Annotated in this window: 18 protein-coding genes and 1 pseudogene; 5 read left to right on the top strand and 14 right to left on the bottom strand. The window is 58.1% G+C overall.

The annotated features are described in order from the left end of the window. Positions 1–707 precede the first annotated feature (707 nt). Positions 708–3602: a ribonucleoside-diphosphate reductase subunit alpha gene (locus ACA047_RS22435; protein WP_497353064.1), complete on the top strand. Its 2895-nt coding sequence runs from the start codon at positions 708–710 to the stop codon at positions 3600–3602. Between the two features lie 224 nt (positions 3603–3826). Here ACA047_RS22435 and flgE read toward each other — a convergent pair whose 3' ends face one another. The 6 genes from flgE to ACA047_RS22465 form a co-directional block, all read right to left on the bottom strand. Next, a complete protein-coding gene (gene flgE, locus ACA047_RS22440) occupies positions 3827–5131 on the bottom strand; it encodes a flagellar hook protein FlgE (RefSeq protein WP_497353066.1) in 1305 nt (434 codons plus the stop codon). A gap of 30 nt (positions 5132–5161) precedes the next feature. Then, positions 5162–5884 carry a flagellar hook assembly protein FlgD gene (gene flgD / locus ACA047_RS22445; protein ID WP_497353068.1) on the bottom strand — a complete coding sequence of 241 codons (723 nt, stop codon included), beginning with the start codon at positions 5882–5884 and terminating at the stop codon, positions 5162–5164. A gap of 15 nt (positions 5885–5899) precedes the next feature. After that, complete coding sequence (gene flgC / locus ACA047_RS22450; RefSeq protein ID WP_497353070.1) at positions 5900–6343, bottom strand: flagellar basal body rod protein FlgC; 444 nt, start codon at positions 6341–6343, stop codon at positions 5900–5902. Between the two features lie 3 nt (positions 6344–6346). Continuing rightward, positions 6347–6754 carry a flagellar basal body rod protein FlgB gene (gene flgB, locus ACA047_RS22455; RefSeq protein WP_447801352.1) on the bottom strand — a complete coding sequence of 136 codons (408 nt, stop codon included), beginning with the start codon at positions 6752–6754 and terminating at the stop codon, positions 6347–6349. Positions 6755–7025: 271 nt separating this feature from the next. Beyond that, complete coding sequence (cheR, locus tag ACA047_RS22460) at positions 7026–7853, bottom strand: protein-glutamate O-methyltransferase CheR (protein WP_497353073.1); 828 nt, start codon at positions 7851–7853, stop codon at positions 7026–7028. A 54-nt stretch (positions 7854–7907) separates the two neighbouring features. After that, the gene (locus tag ACA047_RS22465) at positions 7908–8834 is read right to left on the bottom strand and encodes a chemotaxis protein CheV (protein ID WP_497353075.1); all 927 of its coding nucleotides are present in this window, start codon (positions 8832–8834) and stop codon (positions 7908–7910) included. A gap of 78 nt (positions 8835–8912) precedes the next feature. Between ACA047_RS22465 and flgA the strand changes: the two genes are divergently transcribed. The 4 genes from flgA (at position 8913) to ACA047_RS22485 (ending at position 11523) form a co-directional block, all read left to right on the top strand. Beyond that, a complete protein-coding gene (gene flgA / locus ACA047_RS22470) occupies positions 8913–9677 on the top strand; it encodes a flagellar basal body P-ring formation chaperone FlgA (RefSeq protein WP_497353077.1) in 765 nt (254 codons plus the stop codon). A gap of 173 nt (positions 9678–9850) precedes the next feature. Then, on the top strand, positions 9851–10168 hold the full coding sequence (gene flgM / locus ACA047_RS22475) for a flagellar biosynthesis anti-sigma factor FlgM (RefSeq protein WP_497353079.1): 318 nt from the start codon (positions 9851–9853) through the stop codon (positions 10166–10168). A 48-nt stretch (positions 10169–10216) separates the two neighbouring features. Beyond that, positions 10217–10684, top strand: a complete 468-nt coding sequence (locus ACA047_RS22480) for a flagella synthesis protein FlgN (RefSeq protein ID WP_497353081.1) — start codon at positions 10217–10219, stop codon at positions 10682–10684. Positions 10685–10776: 92 nt separating this feature from the next. Then, positions 10777–11523: a flagellar brake protein gene (locus ACA047_RS22485; protein ID WP_497353083.1), complete on the top strand. Its 747-nt coding sequence runs from the start codon at positions 10777–10779 to the stop codon at positions 11521–11523. 99 nt (positions 11524–11622) lie between these two features. On the opposite strand, the gene ACA047_RS22490 is transcribed toward ACA047_RS22485, so the two are convergent. The 8 genes and pseudogenes from ACA047_RS22490 to ACA047_RS22525 all read right to left on the bottom strand — a co-directional run. Next, the gene (locus tag ACA047_RS22490) at positions 11623–12990 is read right to left on the bottom strand and encodes an MFS transporter (RefSeq protein ID WP_497353085.1); all 1368 of its coding nucleotides are present in this window, start codon (positions 12988–12990) and stop codon (positions 11623–11625) included. A 69-nt stretch (positions 12991–13059) separates the two neighbouring features. Continuing rightward, positions 13060–14301, bottom strand: a complete 1242-nt coding sequence (locus ACA047_RS22495) for a glutamine synthetase family protein (protein WP_497360494.1) — start codon at positions 14299–14301, stop codon at positions 13060–13062. Between the two features lie 255 nt (positions 14302–14556). After that, positions 14557–15249 (bottom strand): sensor histidine kinase, encoded by a 693-nt coding sequence (locus tag ACA047_RS22500; protein WP_497353087.1) that lies wholly within the window; start codon positions 15247–15249, stop codon positions 14557–14559. Next, complete coding sequence (locus tag ACA047_RS22505) at positions 15242–16849, bottom strand: response regulator (protein WP_497353089.1); 1608 nt, start codon at positions 16847–16849, stop codon at positions 15242–15244. The genes ACA047_RS22500 and ACA047_RS22505 overlap by 8 nt, the downstream gene beginning before the upstream one ends. A gap of 253 nt (positions 16850–17102) precedes the next feature. Continuing rightward, positions 17103–17804 carry a transposase gene (locus tag ACA047_RS22510; RefSeq protein ID WP_497353091.1) on the bottom strand — a complete coding sequence of 234 codons (702 nt, stop codon included), beginning with the start codon at positions 17802–17804 and terminating at the stop codon, positions 17103–17105. A gap of 166 nt (positions 17805–17970) precedes the next feature. Beyond that, positions 17971–18300: an antitoxin YezG family protein gene (locus tag ACA047_RS22515; protein WP_497353093.1), complete on the bottom strand. Its 330-nt coding sequence runs from the start codon at positions 18298–18300 to the stop codon at positions 17971–17973. Further along, positions 18300–18518: a DNA/RNA non-specific endonuclease gene (locus ACA047_RS22520; protein ID WP_497360496.1), complete on the bottom strand. Its 219-nt coding sequence runs from the start codon at positions 18516–18518 to the stop codon at positions 18300–18302. Before ACA047_RS22520 ends, ACA047_RS22515 begins: the two co-directional genes overlap by 1 nt. Before the next feature lie 60 nt (positions 18519–18578). Beyond that, positions 18579–18728, bottom strand: a pseudogene (locus ACA047_RS22525) (transposase); the annotation flags it as partial. Positions 18729–18885 lie beyond the last annotated feature (157 nt).

An 18885-nucleotide genomic window follows, 5' to 3' on the forward strand; every position in this document is an offset into this window, starting at 1 on the left:
CGAATATTCGAATACAGATCCTCCCGTCGTTTTGTCACGTTTAAGGAGGATAAGCATGTCAACGCACGGCCGATTGTATAAACGCCGCCCCGGTAGAAAACAAGCGGACAAATGCGTTCGGTTGGGCGGGATTTGTGTGGTAACGTCCGCGCCCGCAAAAACCACCAGGCTGTTTTCGAATCGTCAAAATCGATGAAAAAAAGCCCGCTCCAGCTAGGTCGCGGCCTACAGAGCAGTTCCACGTTTCGCACACAAATTACGCACAGGCTTATCCACAGGTAGTACGTTGCATTCACCCCCCAAAACGCATTATCTTGTAGCCCGCCGCGCAAAAAACCCTACATGTAGGGTTTTAGGTCAAAAAACCAAACACAAGTTGGGCAGAGAATTCAAGCGCTTTTCTTGCTTCTGTCCACCTGAAACACCGCATTTTCCCAAGACCAGACCGCCCCTGCGGATGGCGACTGTTTCAAGGTCGAAAACGACCGAAACGGTACGGGTGTTGCAGTCCATTGCTGCCACCCCCTGCAACCCGGTTCCGAGCCCAGGCTCGCAACCTAAGAACTTCGGATGGAAGCGGCTTTAAACGCCTGCTTCCTACTGTCCCGAAGTTGTTATACCCGGCGCCAGTCGGTTGTAGTGCTTCAGGACGGAACGGTGGGCACCGTGATGGTGCCCAAACAAACATAGAGAACGTGGAGACACCCATGCACACCGACACAACTCGCGAGAACCCGCAGGGCACCGCGCCGCAGGCCGCCGATTCGAACTCGGATCTGTCCGCCACCGCGCCTGGCCAGCTGCGTGTGATCAAGCGTAACGGCACTGTCGTTGCTTACACCGATGACAAGATCACCGTCGCCATCACCAAAGCGTTTCTCGCAGTTGAGGGCGGCACCGCTGCCGCTTCGTCGCGAATCCACGACACCGTGGCCCGCCTGACCGAACAGGTCACCGCGACTTTCAAGCGTCGCATGCCATCGGGCGGCACCATCCACATCGAAGAAATCCAGGACCAGGTCGAACTGGCCCTGATGCGTGCCGGCGAGCAGAAAGTAGCCCGCGACTACGTGATCTACCGTGACTCCCGCGCCAAGGAACGCGCCATCCGTACCCCGGCCGACGCACCGGTCCAGGCTCACCCTTCGATCCGCATCGCACGCGCCGACGGCAGCCTGGCGCCGCTGGACATGGGCCGCCTGAACACCATCGTCACCGAAGCCTGCGAAGGCCTGGAAGAAGTCGACGGCGACCTGATCCAGCGCGAAACCCTGAAGAACCTCTATGACGGCGTCGCACTCAAAGACGTCAACACTGCGCTGGTGATGACCGCGCGGACCCTGGTGGAACGCGAGCCGAACTACTCCTTCGTGACCGCTCGCCTGTTGATGGACACCCTGCGTGCCGAAGGCCTGAGCTTCCTGGAAGTCGCCGAGAGCGCGACCCACCACGAAATGGTCGACCTGTACGCCAAGGCCCTGCCGGCCTACGTCGCCAAGGGTATCGAATACGAATTGCTGAACCCGGTGCTGGCCGAATACGACCTGGAAAAACTCGGCAAGGCAATCAACCACGAGCGCGACCAGCAGTTCACCTACCTGGGCCTGCAAACCCTGTACGACCGTTACTTCATCCACAAGGACGGTATCCGTTTCGAACTGCCGCAAATCTTCTTCATGCGCGTGGCCATGGGCCTGGCGATCGAAGAGAAACAGCGTGAAGACCGCGCCATCGAGTTCTACAACCTGCTGTCGTCCTTCGACTACATGGCGTCGACCCCGACCCTGTTCAACGCCGGCACCTTGCGTCCACAGCTGTCGAGCTGCTACTTGACCACCGTTCCGGACGACCTGTCGGGCATCTACGGCGCAATCCACGACAACGCCATGCTGTCCAAATTCGCCGGCGGCCTGGGCAACGACTGGACTCCGGTCCGCGCATTGGGCTCGTACATCAAGGGCACCAACGGCAAATCCCAGGGCGTCGTGCCGTTCCTCAAAGTGGTCAACGACACCGCCGTAGCGGTCAACCAGGGCGGCAAGCGCAAGGGCGCGGTCTGTGCCTACCTGGAAACCTGGCACATGGACATCGAAGAGTTCATCGAGCTGCGCAAGAACACCGGTGATGACCGCCGTCGTACCCACGACATGAACACCGCCAACTGGATCCCTGACCTGTTCATGAAGCGTGTCTTCGACGACGGCAAGTGGACCCTGTTCTCGCCATCCGAAGTGCCGGACCTGCACGACCTGACCGGCAAGGCCTTCGAAGAGCGCTACGAGTACTACGAAGCCCTCACCGAGTACCCAGGCAAGGTCAAGCTGTTCAAGACCATCCAGGCCAAAGACCTGTGGCGCAAAATGCTGTCCATGCTCTTCGAAACCGGCCACCCATGGCTGACCTTCAAAGACCCGTGCAACCTGCGCAGCCCACAGCAGCACGTGGGCGTAGTCCACAGCTCGAACCTGTGCACCGAGATCACCTTGAACACCAACAAGGATGAGATCGCTGTCTGCAACCTGGGCTCGATCAACCTGCCGAACCACATCAATGACGGCAAGTTGGACACCGCCAAGCTGCAACGCACCGTGAACACCGCTGTGCGCATGCTCGACAACGTGATCGACATCAACTACTACTCGGTGCCGCAAGCGAAGAACTCCAACTTCAAGCACCGTCCGGTCGGCCTGGGCATCATGGGCTTCCAGGACGCTTTGTACCTGCAGCACATCCCGTACGGTTCCGACGCCGCAGTCGAGTTCGCCGACAAGTCCATGGAAGCGGTCAGCTACTACGCGATCCAGGCTTCCTGCGACCTGGCCGACGAGCGCGGCGCCTACGAGACGTTCCAGGGTTCGCTGTGGTCCAAAGGCGTCCTGCCGCTGGACTCGCAACAGATCCTGATCGAGCAGCGTGGCCAGAAGTACATTGACGTTGACCTGAACGAATCCCTGGACTGGGCACCGGTTCGCGCCCGTGTACAGAAAGGCATCCGTAACTCCAACATCATGGCCATCGCACCGACCGCAACCATCGCCAACATCACCGGCGTGTCGCAGTCGATCGAACCGACCTACCAGAACCTGTATGTGAAATCGAACCTGTCGGGCGAATTCACCGTGATCAACCCGTACCTGGTGCGCGACCTCAAGGCCCGCGGCCTGTGGGACTCGGTCATGATCAACGACCTGAAGTACTACGACGGTTCGGTGCAGCAGATCGAGCGCATCCCGCAGGAACTCAAGGAGCTCTACGCCACCGCGTTCGAAGTGGACACCAAGTGGATCGTCGACGCCGCCAGCCGTCGCCAGAAGTGGATCGACCAGGCTCAATCGCTGAACCTGTACATCGCCGGCGCTTCGGGCAAGAAGCTGGACGTGACCTACCGCATGGCTTGGTACCGTGGCCTGAAAACCACTTACTACCTCCGCGCTCTGGCCGCTACCAGCACCGAGAAGTCGACCATCAACACCGGCAAGCTGAACGCTGTTTCCAGCGGCGGCAACCACGGCGACGATTCGGTACTGGCTGCTCCAGCAGGACCTGCGCCAGTGCCAAAAGCCTGCTCGATCGACGAGCCGGATTGCGAAGCTTGCCAATAAGCTGAGCAGGCAGGCGCTCAAAGGCGCGAGCTAAAAGAAACCCCCGATGAGTTCTCTGGACTGATCGGGGGTTTTCTTTTGCCTGGACAAAAAGGGGATTGGTGGAACCCGTGTGGGAGCGAGTTTGCTCGCGATGAGGCCGGAACAGGCAACACAAACACCCGCCCATGAAAAAGCCCCTCTTGCGAGGGGCTCTTTGTACTGCCTTCAAGCGACCATCGACATCAAGCCATCTGAATGATGGTCTGCATGATGGTGCTCTGGGTGGAGATGGTCTTGGCGTTCGCCTGGTAGTTGCTCTGTGCCTTGATCAGCTCGACCAGTTCGTTGGTCAGGTTGACGTTGGACTCTTCCAGGGAGTTGGAAACGATCGAACCCAGGGTGCCAGTTTCCGGAGCATCGTAGCCCGGGATACCCGACGAGTAGGTTTCTTTCCAACTGGTGCCGCCTACGGGCTGCAGACCTTGTTCGTTGGTGAAGCTGGCAAGCGCGAGCTGGCCAATCGGTTTGGTCTGGTTGTTGCTGAAGTTGGCCAGCAATACACCGCTGCCATCGATGGTCAGGTTAGTGATCTGGCCAGTGGCGTAGCCGTTCTGGGTCGGAATCGACCGAGCGGTGTCAGCGTTGAATTGGGTGGTGTTGGCCATGGAGATCGTAATATCTTCCGAGCCGGCGCCGTTGGCGGTCCAAACGTTGTTGGTCACGCTACCAGGGACCCAGCCAGTCAAGACCAAATCGCTGCTGATGATCGGCGTAGGCGTAGCCGGAGTACTGACTTGCGTCAGCTTGCCGCTCGAGTCGAACGTCATGGTCGAAGGGACCGGCGAGGTCGGCAAGCTGCCGTCCAGGTTGCGACCATCGATCAGCGTATAGACGTCCCAAGTGTTGGCAGCCGTCTTGACCATGTATTGGTCCATGGAATGCTGGTTACCCTGGGTATCGTAGACAGGGGTAGTGAATTGCTTGGTGAACGTGGCCGTATCAGTCGGATCGAACGTCAGGGTAGCGTTAGTCTGATCGATAACTGTCGCCGTGGAGTTCAGGTTGATCGTCGACGAAACCACGCTGGTGGCTTGCGGCGGCAAGTTGGAGGTATCAATGCGCAGGTCGGTCAAAATACCGTTGACGACGTTACCGTTGTCATCCACGCCGTAGCCCTGCAGATTCGCAGTGCCATCGCTGTTGGTGATATAGCCGTCCTTGTCGGTCTTGAAGGTACCGGCACGGGTATAGCTCAGCGCACCGTCGTTGCTCAGGACAAAGAAACCGGAACCTTGGATACCCATGTCCAGCACGTTGCCGGTGTTGTTAACGTCACCCTGGCCGAACTGCTGGGAAACGTTGGCCAGGCGCACGCCGTTGCCGACGGTCTTGCTGCCCGAACCCAGCTTGGTGGCCGAGTAGACGTCTTCGAATTCCGCTCGGGACGATTTGAAACCGGTGGTCGCCACGTTGGCGATGTTGTTGCCGGTCACGTCCAGTTGTTTGTTGGCTGCATAGAGACCGCTAAGGCCGATGTTGAAAGACATGTTGCACTCCTTTTGCCGGTTTAGTCGGCTCTACATACCAATAGTTTGTACTTTGGACAGACCGACGCTGCCCAGCCCGGCCAGGTTGAGCATCAGCTCACCGCCCGTCTGGCTGATCGTCACGCTGCTGACGGTAGCCGGCAGGTTGGTGGTCAGCGACGTGGCCTCGCCATCGATGGTGGCCGAGGCCGCGAAAGTGTAAGTGCCCGACTCGACCGTAGTGCCCGAGTCGTTCTTGCCATCCCAGATGAAATCGGAATTGCCGGCATTCTGGCTGCCCAGGTCGAGGGTGCGGACAGTCTTGCCGTCCTTGTCCATGATCTTGACCGCAACGGAGGAGACCGACGACGGGACCACCACTGTGCCGTTGAGGCTCTTGGAGGTATCGACCACCGCCTTGCTGCCCGGGGCAATGACCGAGCGACCCACCAGTGACGAGGCCTGCAGGGCCTGGGACGAGTTGTAGTTGCTGGCAAGACCGCTCACGGTGTCGTTGAGGGTGGTAATGCCTTCCAGGCTGCTGAATTGCGCCAGTTGGGCAACGAACTCACTGTTATCCTGCGGATCCAGCGGGTTCTGGTTTTTCAGTTGGGTAACCAGCAGTTGCAAGAATGCATCCTTGCCCAGTTCCGACGAGCCCGTGGCCGAGCTGGTCGCCGAGGCCAGGCCATCGCTGGTGGTGCTGGTCTTGACCGAGGAGTTGGCCAGAACCTCGTTGAGGCTCAAACCACTTGTAGTGCTGGTAACGCTCATGTGATTCGCCCCTTATCACTGACCGAGGGTCAGGACCTTCTGCATCATGGTTTTGGCGGTGTTCATCATTTCGGCGTTGGTCTGGAACGAACGACTGGCGGAAATCATGTCGGCCATTTCTTCGACGACGTTGACGTTCGGGTAATAGACGTAGCCTTTGCCGTCAGCAGCCGGATGGTTTGGCTCGTAACGCGCTTCGAGGTTGCTCTGGTCTTCGACCACACCCAACACCTGCACGCCCTGCCCGGCGGCTTCCTGATCCTGGAACAGCGAGTCGCTGCCGCCAGACTGGCCGCCCTGGTACATGGTGGCGAATACGGGGTGACGGGCACGGTAAGTCTGGTCGATGCTCGACGAAACGGTCTCGGCGTTGGCGATGTTACTGGCGACGGTGTTCAGGCGAGTGGTCTGGGCACTCATGGCACTGCCGGCAATGTTGAATACGCTCGCGATCGACATGGCTTACTCTCCGCGCAGGGCCGATACCAGCCCTTTGAACTTGCTGTTGAGCAGGGTGAAGCTGGCCTGGAAGTTCACGGAGTTTTCCGCGTAGTTGGACTGTTCCAGTTGAGCGTCCACAGTGTTCTGGTCAATCGAAGGTTGCATCGGCGTGCGATACATCAGCGACTCGTCGCCGTTGCCCAGGCCTTCGGCTTCGATATGACGGCTGTTGGTCATGTTCAACGCGAAGGAGCCGCTCTTGGTTTTCTCGTTCTGCTCGGCGAGCACTTTGGAGAAGTCCAGGTCCCGAGCCTTGTAGTTCGGGGTATCGGCGTTGGCAATGTTGTTGGCCAGGACTTCGGCACGCTGGGCGCGGAAGCTCAGGGCCTGTTCGTGGATACCGAGCGCTTTATCGAAGCTGATGCTCATGTCGGAAACCTTTGGGTGACCAGAATTTACGTACGATGGACATAGCAAGCGTCGTGCCACTTTCAAAAAGCCCATAAACCGGGGCTTTGCGGGCATCGGCAAAGCGGCAATGCCAGAAAAGCGGCAACTGGCTTCCGCTGGCTGCCGCTTTTCTGCCGCTTCTCAAGGGCAATGCCGCTCCCACAGGGATAGTGGTGGTGGGGAGGAAATTGGCGGGCATAAAAAAACGGGAGCCCGTGAGGACTCCCGTTTTTTTGACAACCCCAGCGAATCACTTCGCCTGGTAGATGATCCCAGGGCTGCACTGAACCATCTGATAATGATCCGGCAAACCGTTCAAGGCTTCGGAGGCGCCGAGGAACAGGTAGCCGCCTGGCTTCAGTGTGCTGTGGATACGCAGCAGGATGTCTTTTTTCACTTCGGCGGAGAAGTAGATCAGCACGTTGCGGCAGAACACGATGTCGAACTTGCCCAGGCTGGCATAGCTGTCCAGCAGGTTGAACGAGCGGAACTCCACACGGTTCTTGATCGGCGCCTTGACCATCCAGCGTCCCGGCCCTTTCGGGTCGAAGTAGCGTTGCAGGCGATCAGGCGACAGGCCGCGACCGATGGCCAGGCTGTCGTACTCGCCGGTCTTGCAGTTATTGAGCATGGTTCCGGACAGGTCGGTGGCGACGATCTGCACGCCCATCTTCAACTGGCCAATGTTGGTCCGTTCGAACTCGTCGATGGACATCGACAGCGAATAGGGTTCCTGCCCCGACGAGCAGGCCGCCGACCAGATCCGCAAGCGTTGGCCCGGGCTGGCCTTGAGGGCCGCCGGCAGCACCCTGTTCTTCAACACCTCGAACGGATAGGTGTCACGAAACCACAGGGTTTCGTTGGTGGTCATGGCGTCCACCACCATCTCACGCAAACCACTGCGCGGCTGGGTCTGGATACGCTGCGTCAATTCGCCCAACGATTTGAGGCCCTGTTGTTCCATCAATTTGTTGAGACGGCTCGACACCAGGTATTGCTTGTTTTCACCAAGCAATATGCCACAGGCTTTTTCCAGGAAGACCCGGAACTGCTCGAAATCCAAATTACCCGTAGACAAGATACCGCCTCTTTCATTGTGTTGACTTGCCGGACGCAAAACGCGCCCGACCTTTTATTCTGCTGCCTTGATCCGCTCGACTACCCGGGAAGCCAGGTCATCGGGCCTAAACTTGGCCAGGAAATCATCGGCACCGACTTTCTTGACCATCGCCTGGTTGAAAACACCGGACAACGAAGTGTGCAAGACGATATGCAGCTTCTGCATACGCGGGTCGCTGCGGATTTCCGACGTCAGGGTGTACCCGTCCATCTCCGGCATTTCGATGTCGGAGATCATCATCAGGAACTCCTCTTCAGGCTTCTTGCCCTCTTCGACCAGCTTACGCAGGTAGTCCAGCGCCTGCCGTCCATCGTTCAACGCCACCACTTCGACACCGACCGTTTGCAGGCAACGGGTCACCTGCTTACGTGCCACCGAAGAATCATCGACGGTCAGTACCCGCAGCGAAATCGCTTTGTGCTGGGTCTCGGCATCCACCACGCCGACGGAAATCGTCTCCGTAGTCGGCGCCACTTCGGCGAGGATTTTCTCCACGTCGATGATTTCCACCAACTGATTATCGACCCGGGTCACGGCCGTCAGGTAGTGATCACGACCCGTGCCCTTGGGCGGCGGATGGATCTCTTCCCAGTTCATGTTGACGATGCGTTCCACCGAGCGAACCAGGAAACCTTGGGTCTTGGTGTTGTACTCGGTGATGATCACGAACGGATTGCTCTGATCCAGCAGCCGCCCGGAACCGGTCGCCATGGCCAGATCGAGAATCGGGATGGTCGCCCCCCGGATATTCGCCACGCCGCACACAACGGGACTGGACTTCGGCATCAGGGTCAGCTTAGGACATTGCAGCACCTCGCGTACCTTGAATACGTTAATTCCATACAATTGCTGGCCGTCGAGACGAAACAACAACAGCTCGAGGCGATTCTGACCTACCAGCTGAGTGCGCTGGTTTACCGAATCCATTACTCCCGCCATGCCCTGACTCCTACCTAACGCTAATGTGTCCGACGCGCATTCATCACTAAACGGCACGGGGCTTGCTATTCAACCGGCATGAACGCACAAACGACATTTTTTCGACGCCTGACCACTCACTGCCGCCACTGGCTCGGTGCACTGTTGGCTGCTTGCCTGTTCGCTTCGAGCAGCCCTGTCCTTGCCGCTGTTCAGGTTACCTTGCCTGATCTCCTTATCGGCGTCACTCAGGGCTTTCTTGAATTCACCGTAGAAGACTACCTGGCAACCAGTCAAACCGAAGGTCGTTATGAGATCGAGGTCAACCAGCTCGACCCGCGTCTGCGCATGCCGATGTGCGACAAGGAATTGACTGCTTCGCTGGAAAGCCCGGCCAGGCCGCTGGGCCGGGTCACGGTGAAGGTTCGTTGCGACAGCGATGTGCCCTGGACAGTGTTTGTGCCCGCTCAAGTGCGTCTGTTTCGCGAGATTGTCACCACCACCCGTCCGCTCAAGCGGGCCGGAATCGTCGAGCCTCAGGACGTGGTGCTGCGTGAACGTGACGTCAGCCAGATCTCCCAGGGCTTCCTGACCTCCGTGGATCAGGCCATCGGGCAGAAACTTGTCCGACCAATGGTCGCCGATCAGACCGTGACCCTTGTGCATCTGGAACAGGCCGAAGTGGTCCGCAAGGGCGATCAGGTGGTCATCACCGCCCGCACCGGCTCGCTTGCCGTGCGGATGCCGGGCGAGGCCCTGTCCAACGGCGGCATGCGTGAACAGATTCGAGTGAAAAACCTCAACTCCCAACGCGTCATCAAAGCGCAGGTGATGGCCCCCGGCCAAGTGGAAGTGTCAATGTAGCGATCGGGTAGAAATGGGTAGAGAGCTGGCGCTTGATCCCGGTGTTCCCTAGACTGTGCCTTACGCAAAGGCAAGCGCAGACGTGCGCACGCTCATCGAATAAATGAGCCTAAAGTTTTTTTGGGGATGGCCGAAAACATGGCAAGCGTCCAAATACTCAGAGGTTTTTTACCATGGTCATCGATTTCAATCGTTTAAACAGCTCTCCACCGTTGACAGGCACTACGCGTACCAGCGTCAGCAAGGAAACCGTCGAAGCCGACAAATCCGCGCCGCTGCCTACTCCTGCCGAACAAGTCAACAACGGAGAGTCGGTACACCTCAGTAATGAGGCTCAGCAGTTGCAGAAGGTCACTGACAAGCTGCGCGATCAACCTGTCGTCGACAACGCCCGCGTGGCTGAGTTGAAAGCAGCTATCGCCGATGGCAGCTATAAAGTCGACAGCAACCGCGTAGCCAGCAAACTGCTCAACTTCGAAGCCCAGCGCTAGGCCGCCGCCTGCGCCAGGCTTTTGGACGCTTAAGACCCAAGGCCAGCCATGCACGACACTAATTTATTGCAACTGATCACCGACGACTTTGCCCCAGCGCAACACTTGCTGGAGTTATTGCAGGCCGAATCCCTGGCACTGCACGGTCGCGACATGCCCTTGCTGGAAAATATTCTGGCGCAGAAACAGGCATTGATCATTTTGCTCGATCAGCATGGCCGCAAGCGCAGCGAGATCCTCGCCAGCCTCAACCTGCCCGCCAACCACGGCGGCCTTGAGCAGCTGGCCAGCCAGTCGTCGATCGGCGATCAGCTGTTATCCCAAAGCGCAGTGCTCAATGACCTGCTCGCCCAGTGTCAGGCGACCAACGTCAAAAACGGGCAGTCGATCCTGCTCCAGCAGGCCGCCACCGCCAACCAGTTGCGCATCCTCAATGGCGGCGAAATTCCTACGCTTTATGACGCTCGCGGTTCGACCGCCAAGATGGTCAAGCACCGCCCGCTCAGCCAGGCATGAAACGAACAATGCCGACGCTCTATCAACGCGCGATACATGCTGGCAAAATGCTGGCTCTTTGTAGTCGTATTTTGCCTGGAGATTGACCCACCGTGTTCAATGCCTCAAACGCGGATGATGCTCCGCAGCCACCCAAGGTCCTTACCACGCCCCTGGAAATCTCCGGCAACCTGCGGATGCTGCAAGATAGCCACGACCCACTGATCATTACCTTCCACGAACGCCCCCAGCGCTTCCAGAGCTACCTGGTCGATGTTGATCGCGAGAACCATTGCATCGCCTTCGACGAAATGATCCCCCGCAACGGTGAACGTTTCCTGCTGGCGGGCGAGTCGTTTCGGGTCGAAGGTTTCCATGAAGGCGTGCGCATCGCGTGGGAAGGCAACGGCCCTTTGACCATCGATGAATCCAAAGACGGTCGCTGCTATCGCGGTGCCTTGCCCAACGAAGTGGTTTATCACCAACGCCGTAACGCCTTTCGCGCCGCCCTGAAACTGGCGCAGCTGGTGGACGTCGAACTGGGCGGCGAAAAGCTCAAGACACCGGCAACCGGCAAGCTGCTGGATCTTTCCGCAACCGGCTGCAAGCTGCGCTTCGATGGCGACATCACCGCACGCCTGCAATTGGGCCAAGTCTACGAGCGCTTTATCGCAGCCCTGCCTTTTGGCAACATGACCGCGCCGGTCGAGCTGCGCTACCTGCATTTCGAAGAAAAGATCAACACCACCTTCGCGGGTGTGCGCTTCCACAATATCAGTGGGTTGGTGCAACGCCAGGTCGAGCGTTTCGTCTACCAGCTCCAGCGTGAAGCCCGGCGTTTCGATAAAGACGACCTCTGATCTTCAAGCCATGAAAAAACGGGCAGTCCCTTGCGGTGACTGCCCGTTTTTTTATGCCCGACTGAACGCCTTCACTCGCTCAAGCCTTCACTGACCAACTCAAGGCCTGGCTTGGGTAAAACTGGGCGTTTGTGGCTCATCGGCGGCCGTTTCAGCTTCAGTGTCCGGCTCTGCAACCGGTGCCGGCTCAACGTCCGGATTGGCCGGCGTCTGCATTTGCTCCTGCACCACCTGCTCATCCACCCGAGGATCGAGGCACGCCACCAGGGGCGAACTCGACATGCTGTCCGGCATTGCCACGTGATGCAGCGGTGCGTCGTCGACCTGATGCAGGTTAGTCACCGCTTTCGGTCGGATCCGCCACACCAGCACCAAGGCGAAGAAGGCGAAAAAGCCATACAGCATCTGGCTGCCAAACAACTTCATCAGCACCCCGGCCACCAGCGGTCCGATACTGGCACCCACGCCATAGGTCACCAACAGCATCGCGGTCAGCGACACCCGACGATCACCTTCAACGTGGTCGTTGGAAAACGCCACCGCCAGCGGGTACAGGCAGAACTGAACCAGTGAGCAGAAGAACCCCGCGACGAACAACACTTCCAGCGGGACCTTGGGCAAGATCGCCAGCGGCAGCGCACAGACCGCCAGGAACAGCGCAAAGCAGCGGATCAGCATCGCCCGATCATAACGGTCGGACAGCCAGCCCAGCGGCCACTGCACCAGCAGCCCGGCGAAAATGCAGCTACCCATGAACAGACCGACCTGCTCGGTCGACAGGCCCTGCTGAGAGGCATACAGCGGCGCCAGACCATAGAACGAGCCAACGATCAGCCCGGAGCCCAGCACCGTGCTCAACGACTGCGGCACGCGCTTGATGAAAAAACGCGGCTCCATCGGCGCCGGATGCAGCGCCGCCGGGTGAATCCGCCGGGTCAGCGCCACTGGCACCAGGCACAGGGCGAAGCACAGCGCCACCAGCATCAGCAGCTCCAGCCCAAGGGCCGGGTGCATCACCAGAATCAGTTGACCCAGCACCAGCCCCAGGTACGAAGCGATCATATAGCCGCTGAACACCACCCCGCGCTGCTTGGCATCGGCCTGCTCATTGAGCCAGCTCTCGATGACCATGTACTGGCACATCATGCCCAGGCCGACAATCATCCGCAGCACGATCCAGGCCGGTAGCCAATCCACCAGGCCGTGACCCAATACCGCCGCGCCGACAATCCCGGCGCAGGCCGAATAGGCGCGAATATGCCCGACGCGGGCGATCAGCCGGTGGCCGATCTTGCCGCCCAGCACCAGGCCGAAATAGTTGGCGGCCATCAGCGCACCGACCCACAGGCTGTCTACATGGTCGGCGGCCAGACGCAAGGCCAGGTAGGTACTCAAGAGGCCCGAGCCGATCAACATCATCAGCGAGGCGAAATAAAGCGCTCGAAAAGGTTTCCAGATTTGGCGCATCGGCGTTCCGAGCGGCTCCTTGAGATAAGTAAGGGCTATCTTTGACGATAGCCCGAATGCGACGTTTCGTTATGCCTGGGCCGCGAGAACACGCCGCTCCCAGGGAGTGATTTCATCAAAAAAGCTGGTCAGTTCCATGGACTTCGAAGCGACGTAGCCTTCGATGAACTCCGCCCCGAACAGTTCCTTCGCCAGATGACTACGCTTCAGACGCTCCAGGGCTGCATGCAAGGTACATGGCAACGAGAGATTATCCGGCACTTCAAATTCGCCCTGGATCGCGGCGCTCGGTTCCAGGCGATTTTCGATGCCATAAAGCCCGGCGGCCAGGCTAGCGGCAATCGCCAGGTAAGGGTTGGCATCAGCCCCCGGCAGGCGGTTCTCGACCCGACGAGCCACCGGCGAACTGGCGGGAATCCGCAACCCGGCCGATCGATTGTCGTAGGACCAACAGGCATTGTTCGGCGATGCGAACGGATGACACAGGCGCTGGTAGGAATTCACGTTCGGCGCGAACAGCGCAGTGAAATCCGCCATGCCGGCCTGTTGCCCACCGATGAAATGCCGGAAGGCTGCCGTCGGTTCGCCCGCCGCGTCGCTGAACACGTTGCGACCGCTGTCCCGTTCGACGACGCTCTGGTGGATATGCATCGAGCTGCCCGGCGTGTGGGCCAGGGGCTTGGCCATGCAAACCACGGTCAGGCCGTGCTTGAGGGCCACTTCCTTGAGCAGGTGCTTGAACAGGAACGTCTGGTCGGCCAGCAACAAAGGGTCGCCGTGGAGCAGATTGATCTCGAACTGGCTCACGCCCATTTCATGCATGAAGGTGTCGCGAGGCAAACCCAGCGCCGCCATGCATTCATAGACTTCACTGAAGAACGGTCGCAGGCCGTTGTTGGAGCTGATACTGAATGCCGAGTGGCCCTCTTCGCGACGTCCATCCAGGCCCACCGGCGGCTGGAACGGCCGGGTCGGATCGGGGTTGGGCGCAAACACGAAAAACTCCAGTTCGGTCGCCACCACCGGCGCCAGGCCAAGGGCAGCATACCGGGCGATAACGGCCTTGAGCTGGCCGCGCGTGGAGAGCCGGGAGCTTTCACCGCTCAGCTCATCGGCGTCGCAAATCGCCAGGGCACGCGGTTGTTGGCTCCAGGGCAAGCGGTGGATCTGTTTCGGGTCGGCCACCAGTGCCAGATCACCGTCGTCGCTGCCGTAAAAACGCGACGGCGGATAACCGCCCATGATGCATTGCAGCAGCACGCCCCGCGCCATCTGCAACCGCCGGCCTTCGAGGAAACCCTCGGCGGTCATCACCTTGCCCCGCGGCACGCCATTCAAATCCGGCGTGACGCATTCAATCTCATCAATGCCCGTCAGTCGCTGCGCGAGTGAACCCTGGCCATCGGTCGTCATGACGCAATCCTTGTTATGTACGAGCCGCGAACGGCAACCCGTACAAAATAGGCTTCGCCTGTTCGGAATATCAAGCACCTGCAAAAATAAACGACAAACCTTGGAATACATTGTGGGAGTTTTGTATTGCCCAGGGATATCTGTGAAGACAGGCTAGGGCAGATAAAGCCGGAACACGCCCCCGCCCAACACCCCACCATTGGCAATCTCGGTGCGACCGCACAGGCCGCCGCGCTGATGCAGGCCGGCGATGCGCGCGGCGAAGTACAAGCCCAGCCCGGTGCTGCCGCTGCTGTGGTTGATGCCCTGCACATACTCGGCCTGACGCTCGATCATCTCGGGTGGGTAACCGTCGCCATCATCATTGATAGTCAGCACCAGTTGCCCGGCCTCGTCGCTGACACTGATCAACAGTGCCTGGCGGGCATGGCGAATGGCATTGGTGATGCTGTTATCGAGTACCGAAGCAATCAGCTCGCGATCGAAAAAGCCCAGGGGGCTCAACGGGTCGACTTCGTAGGTGGCCATGATCCCGCGGCTGCAAAACACCTCCTGATGACCGGCCAGTTGCGCCTCGATAAAGTCATCCAGCTCATGATAAGCCGGGTGCAGCGGCAACTGGTTGACCCCCAGTTTGTACAGCCCCAGCAACTGCACCAACAGACCATTGAGGTGAGCGAATTCGAACTCGATGACGCCCTGCTCCGAGGTCTGCCGCTCGGGATCGGGCAAACGCTCGAGCCATTGCGTATGAGCCTGCATGAGCAAGGTCAGGGAGTTCTTCATGTCGTGCACGGTAGACGCGATCACCGTGGAAAAATCGAGTGCCTGTTCGCTGTCATTCATCGCCAAATGCCTTGCTTCGCAGTTTCTGATAACGCGCAAAACGCGCATCGGTGTCGGGCATCATGCCCACCAGTTTCAGGCAGGCGCGGCATTCCAGCAGCAGCTCCGATTCCACGCTGGTATCGGTGCCATGCAGCAGGGACTGCGCCATGTTCAGGGCAATACTGATGTTCTTCGGTTGCATCTTCAGGGCACGACGGAACAGCTCTCGCGCCTCAGGCAACGCGCCGGTCTTGTAGACGCGCACACCTTCACGGTTCAGCTCGGCGGCGGCGTTGCCGGAGTTGAGGATGTTCGGGTCGTCGGTCAGCTTGGCGATGCCTTGCATCACCGTCGGGTCATCACCGTAGATTTCCGCGCAGTTCTTGAGCATCGACTCACCGGCACTGGCTTTACCGAGCATTTGCAGCTGTTTGGCCACCAGCAACGCCGCTTCGGCGCTCATGAACTGTTCCATGCCGTCGAGGCGCTGCAAGGCCTGCTCAGTGAGCTTTTCGGCGGTTTCAGCATCGTTGAGCAGCATGCTCGTGGCCTTCATCAGCCGCGCCCGAACCTGCAGGCCCGGGTCGTTGAGGTTTTCCTTGGCCACTGCACTGAGGGTCGTGTTGATCTCCAACCGGGCTCGGGTGTCCAGGCCTTTCTCGCTGCCCTTGCTGATCAACGCATGGGCCAGGCCCAGGTTGCTTTCCGGATCCTTGAAGCGCGACTGCGCGCCCTGCCCGACCGCCTGGCGGTAAGCCTTGGACGCGGTCTCGAAGTCTTCGTTGGTCATCGCCAACTTGCCCAACAGCGACTGCCGACGCACCGCCAAAGGCGACAGGCGCACCGCTTCTTCCAGCACGTGCTGCGCCTGTTTCGTGTCGCCTTCGGCCACCAGCACTTCGGCCATGCCGTCGTACAACGCCGGCATCATCGGGAATACTTTCAGGGCCTTCTCATAAACGTCCTTGGCCTGGCGGACCTGACCGCGCTTGAACAGCAACTTACCCAGGCCCGCATAAGCCCACGGCAACGGACGATCAGCCAGGATGGTGTTGTACAGCCGCTCCAGGGCTTCGTTCTGATTCAGGTCGCGCAACGCATCGGCCCGGTACCGCAAACACAACGGCCCGTAGCGCGGATCCTGCTTGCACAGGGCGATGCAGGCATTGAGCACTTCCATCGGTTTGTCACGATCAAGGGCTTGCAGGATCGGCTTGAGCAGGGTCTTGCGCTGCTCCAGCCGCTCCAGCCGCTGAGCCAGGCCGGAGCGATTGAACGGTTTGGTCAGGTACGCATCGGGCTCATGCTCCAAGGCACTGAGCACCATCGCCTGACTGCTTTCAGCGGTCACCATGAGAAACACACTTTCATGGCTGATCAGCTTCTCGACCATCAGGTCTTCAAGCACCTGCTGGCCGTTCTTGCGCCCGTCGCCCAGGTGATAATCCTGCAAAATAAAGTCATAGCGCTTCTGCGAGCACATGCGCAGCGCCACTTCACCGGTGTCGGCGGTGTCCACGTCCTTGACGCCCAGTTCACGCAACATGGACCGGATCGAACTGCGGAAATCCGAGAAATCATCGACGATCAGAAAACTTTTTTGATGGTACGCCAGCATCGAGGATGTCCAGGCAAGTAAGAAGATAACCCAATGGCATAACAACGAACGCCGTGTCACAGCCCGGTGCGGCGCGCAGATGATAGCCACCAGCCAGCAACGTTCAAGGGATTTTAGCAACCGCTTGGCCTGGCTGTGTCGTGACGCACATTGCGAGCCGAAACGCTGGAGAAAACAGGGCTCATCAGGGTATCGGCAGGATATGGCGTTCCGTTAAGGGGAACATGTGGGAGAGAAGCAAAAGGGGACAGATTTATTTTTCCGAATCAACCCTTGGGCGGCCCCGACCCCGCTGTTCTATTCGTAGCCCAACAATCCGCTCTACCTCGTCCACGAAACGCCTCGAACCCGTCAACTGGCCACGCTGCAAAGCATCGCGGATCAATCTGACCTCATCAGCAGGGATGGCTTGGCGTATAAACGCCTCGTATCGATGATGCCGTTCCATAGCCGTATCACCCAGAGCAACAAAGCAAGGGTCAGCATCCAGCCAATGGCTATCTGGCACATCACCTACCCGGGCTCGATAGCTCGACCACGGGTAATCCGCAGCATCGGCCACCATACGAGCGCGCACAGGGTTCAATTCGATGTAGCGACAACAGGCAAGCAAGTAGGAGTCCGACTGCACCACACTGGATTTATAACGGCTTTCCCATAGGGTGCCCGAACGCCCTTCCAGCCGATTGCGATAGCGCGTCGCGCGTGCCGCCAAAGCCTTCATCAACTGCCCCAACCCTGCGACCGACTCACCCGGGGCCAGCAACAGATGAACATGATTGGTCATCAGACAATAAGCGTAGACCTTCACGCCAAATGCATCCTTGAGTTCGCGCAGATCCGCGAGATAGCGCTGATAATCCTGCGCAACAGCAAACACCACCTGACGGTTATGGCCGCGCTGCACCACATGGTGCGGGTAGTTTGGTAAAACAATACGTCCCATTCTGGGCATATCTGACACCTCCTTCCATGGAAGCTTTCAGCGTAGCAAAGGTGCAAAGATGGCCAGTCCCTAAACAGGTTTACGCATGTTTCAGGACAAAATGAAAAAGGGGACAAATGAAAAAGGGGACAGATTTATTTATAACAAGCCCAACAAATAAATCCGTCCCCTTTTTCTAAACATCATAATTATATTCAATGCTAATTTTCATTAGCTCAGCATCCAAAGTAACTGTACATGAGGACCAAGCTTTTCCATTTGGGCACAGGTTATTTTTAACATAATAGTCCCTAAGCTCAACCAATAACTCTGTCAAATCCCCCACAGCTCTGCTGTCTGGATCAAACCAGTTTGAGCGGCTTGCCTTATCAAAATAGTCAAATTCATAACTACCTCCATCGCCCTCAGCAAAAAGCCTAGCTCTAACGACTATTTTTTGAGCATCCGAGGGGCCAGCATCCAACAAAAGCTGGCCGATTTTCTGATACAAAATCTGCTCACTCATTAGTTTCCACCTTTAGGAGCATTCTTAAAGTCAACAATCACAGGACGCCCCCCATCAATCGAGTACCTAACATTGAACCTATCTGGTCTGAGGCTAGTATCTGAATAGACAGGCTCGATCTTCACGCTGACACTCTTACCCTCCTTGAGTGCGGAAGCCCACGTATTCTCCATCACCTTCCACTCACCTTTGTTTAAATTCCAAAAACGGGGGCAGATTTATTTAAGAACCGAGCAGCTAAATAAATCCGTCCCCTTCTCCGTCGTCCCCTTCTCCGTCTTCACGCCAAATGCATCCTTGAGTTCGCGCAGATCCGCGAGATAGCGCTGATAATCCTGCGCAACAGCAAACACCACCTGACGGTTATGGCCGCGCTGCACCACATGGTGCGGGTAGTTTGGTAAAACAATACGTCCCATTCTGGGCATATCTGACACCTCCTTCCATGGAAGCTTTCAGCGTAGCAAAGGTGCAAAGATGGCCAGTCCCTAAACAGGTTTACGCATGTTTCAGAACAAAATGAAAAAGGGGACAAATGAAAAATGAAAAAGGAAAAAGGGGACAGATTTATTTAAGAACCGAGCA

The sequence above is a fragment of the Pseudomonas sp. LBUM1664 genome (genome assembly GCF_059695895.1).

Coding starts and splice junctions, on each gene's coding strand:
- ACA047_RS22435 (WP_497353064.1), top strand. CDS start 708: ATGCACACCGACACAACTCGCGAGAACCCGCAGGGCACCGCGCCGCAG.
- flgE (WP_497353066.1), bottom strand. CDS start 5,131: ATGTCTTTCAACATCGGCCTTAGCGGTCTCTATGCAGCCAACAAACAA.
- flgD (WP_497353068.1), bottom strand. CDS start 5,884: ATGAGCGTTACCAGCACTACAAGTGGTTTGAGCCTCAACGAGGTTCTG.
- flgC (WP_497353070.1), bottom strand. CDS start 6,343: ATGTCGATCGCGAGCGTATTCAACATTGCCGGCAGTGCCATGAGTGCC.
- flgB (WP_447801352.1), bottom strand. CDS start 6,754: ATGAGCATCAGCTTCGATAAAGCGCTCGGTATCCACGAACAGGCCCTG.
- ACA047_RS22465 (WP_497353075.1), bottom strand. CDS start 8,834: ATGGCGGGAGTAATGGATTCGGTAAACCAGCGCACTCAGCTGGTAGGT.
- flgA (WP_497353077.1), top strand. CDS start 8,913: ATGAACGCACAAACGACATTTTTTCGACGCCTGACCACTCACTGCCGC.
- flgM (WP_497353079.1), top strand. CDS start 9,851: ATGGTCATCGATTTCAATCGTTTAAACAGCTCTCCACCGTTGACAGGC.
- ACA047_RS22480 (WP_497353081.1), top strand. CDS start 10,217: ATGCACGACACTAATTTATTGCAACTGATCACCGACGACTTTGCCCCA.
- ACA047_RS22490 (WP_497353085.1), bottom strand. CDS start 12,990: ATGCGCCAAATCTGGAAACCTTTTCGAGCGCTTTATTTCGCCTCGCTG.
- ACA047_RS22495 (WP_497360494.1), bottom strand. CDS start 14,301: ATGACCGCCGAGGGTTTCCTCGAAGGCCGGCGGTTGCAGATGGCGCGG.
- ACA047_RS22500 (WP_497353087.1), bottom strand. CDS start 15,249: ATGAATGACAGCGAACAGGCACTCGATTTTTCCACGGTGATCGCGTCT.
- ACA047_RS22505 (WP_497353089.1), bottom strand. CDS start 16,849: ATGCTGGCGTACCATCAAAAAAGTTTTCTGATCGTCGATGATTTCTCG.
- ACA047_RS22510 (WP_497353091.1), bottom strand. CDS start 17,804: ATGCCCAGAATGGGACGTATTGTTTTACCAAACTACCCGCACCATGTG.
- ACA047_RS22515 (WP_497353093.1), bottom strand. CDS start 18,300: ATGAGTGAGCAGATTTTGTATCAGAAAATCGGCCAGCTTTTGTTGGAT.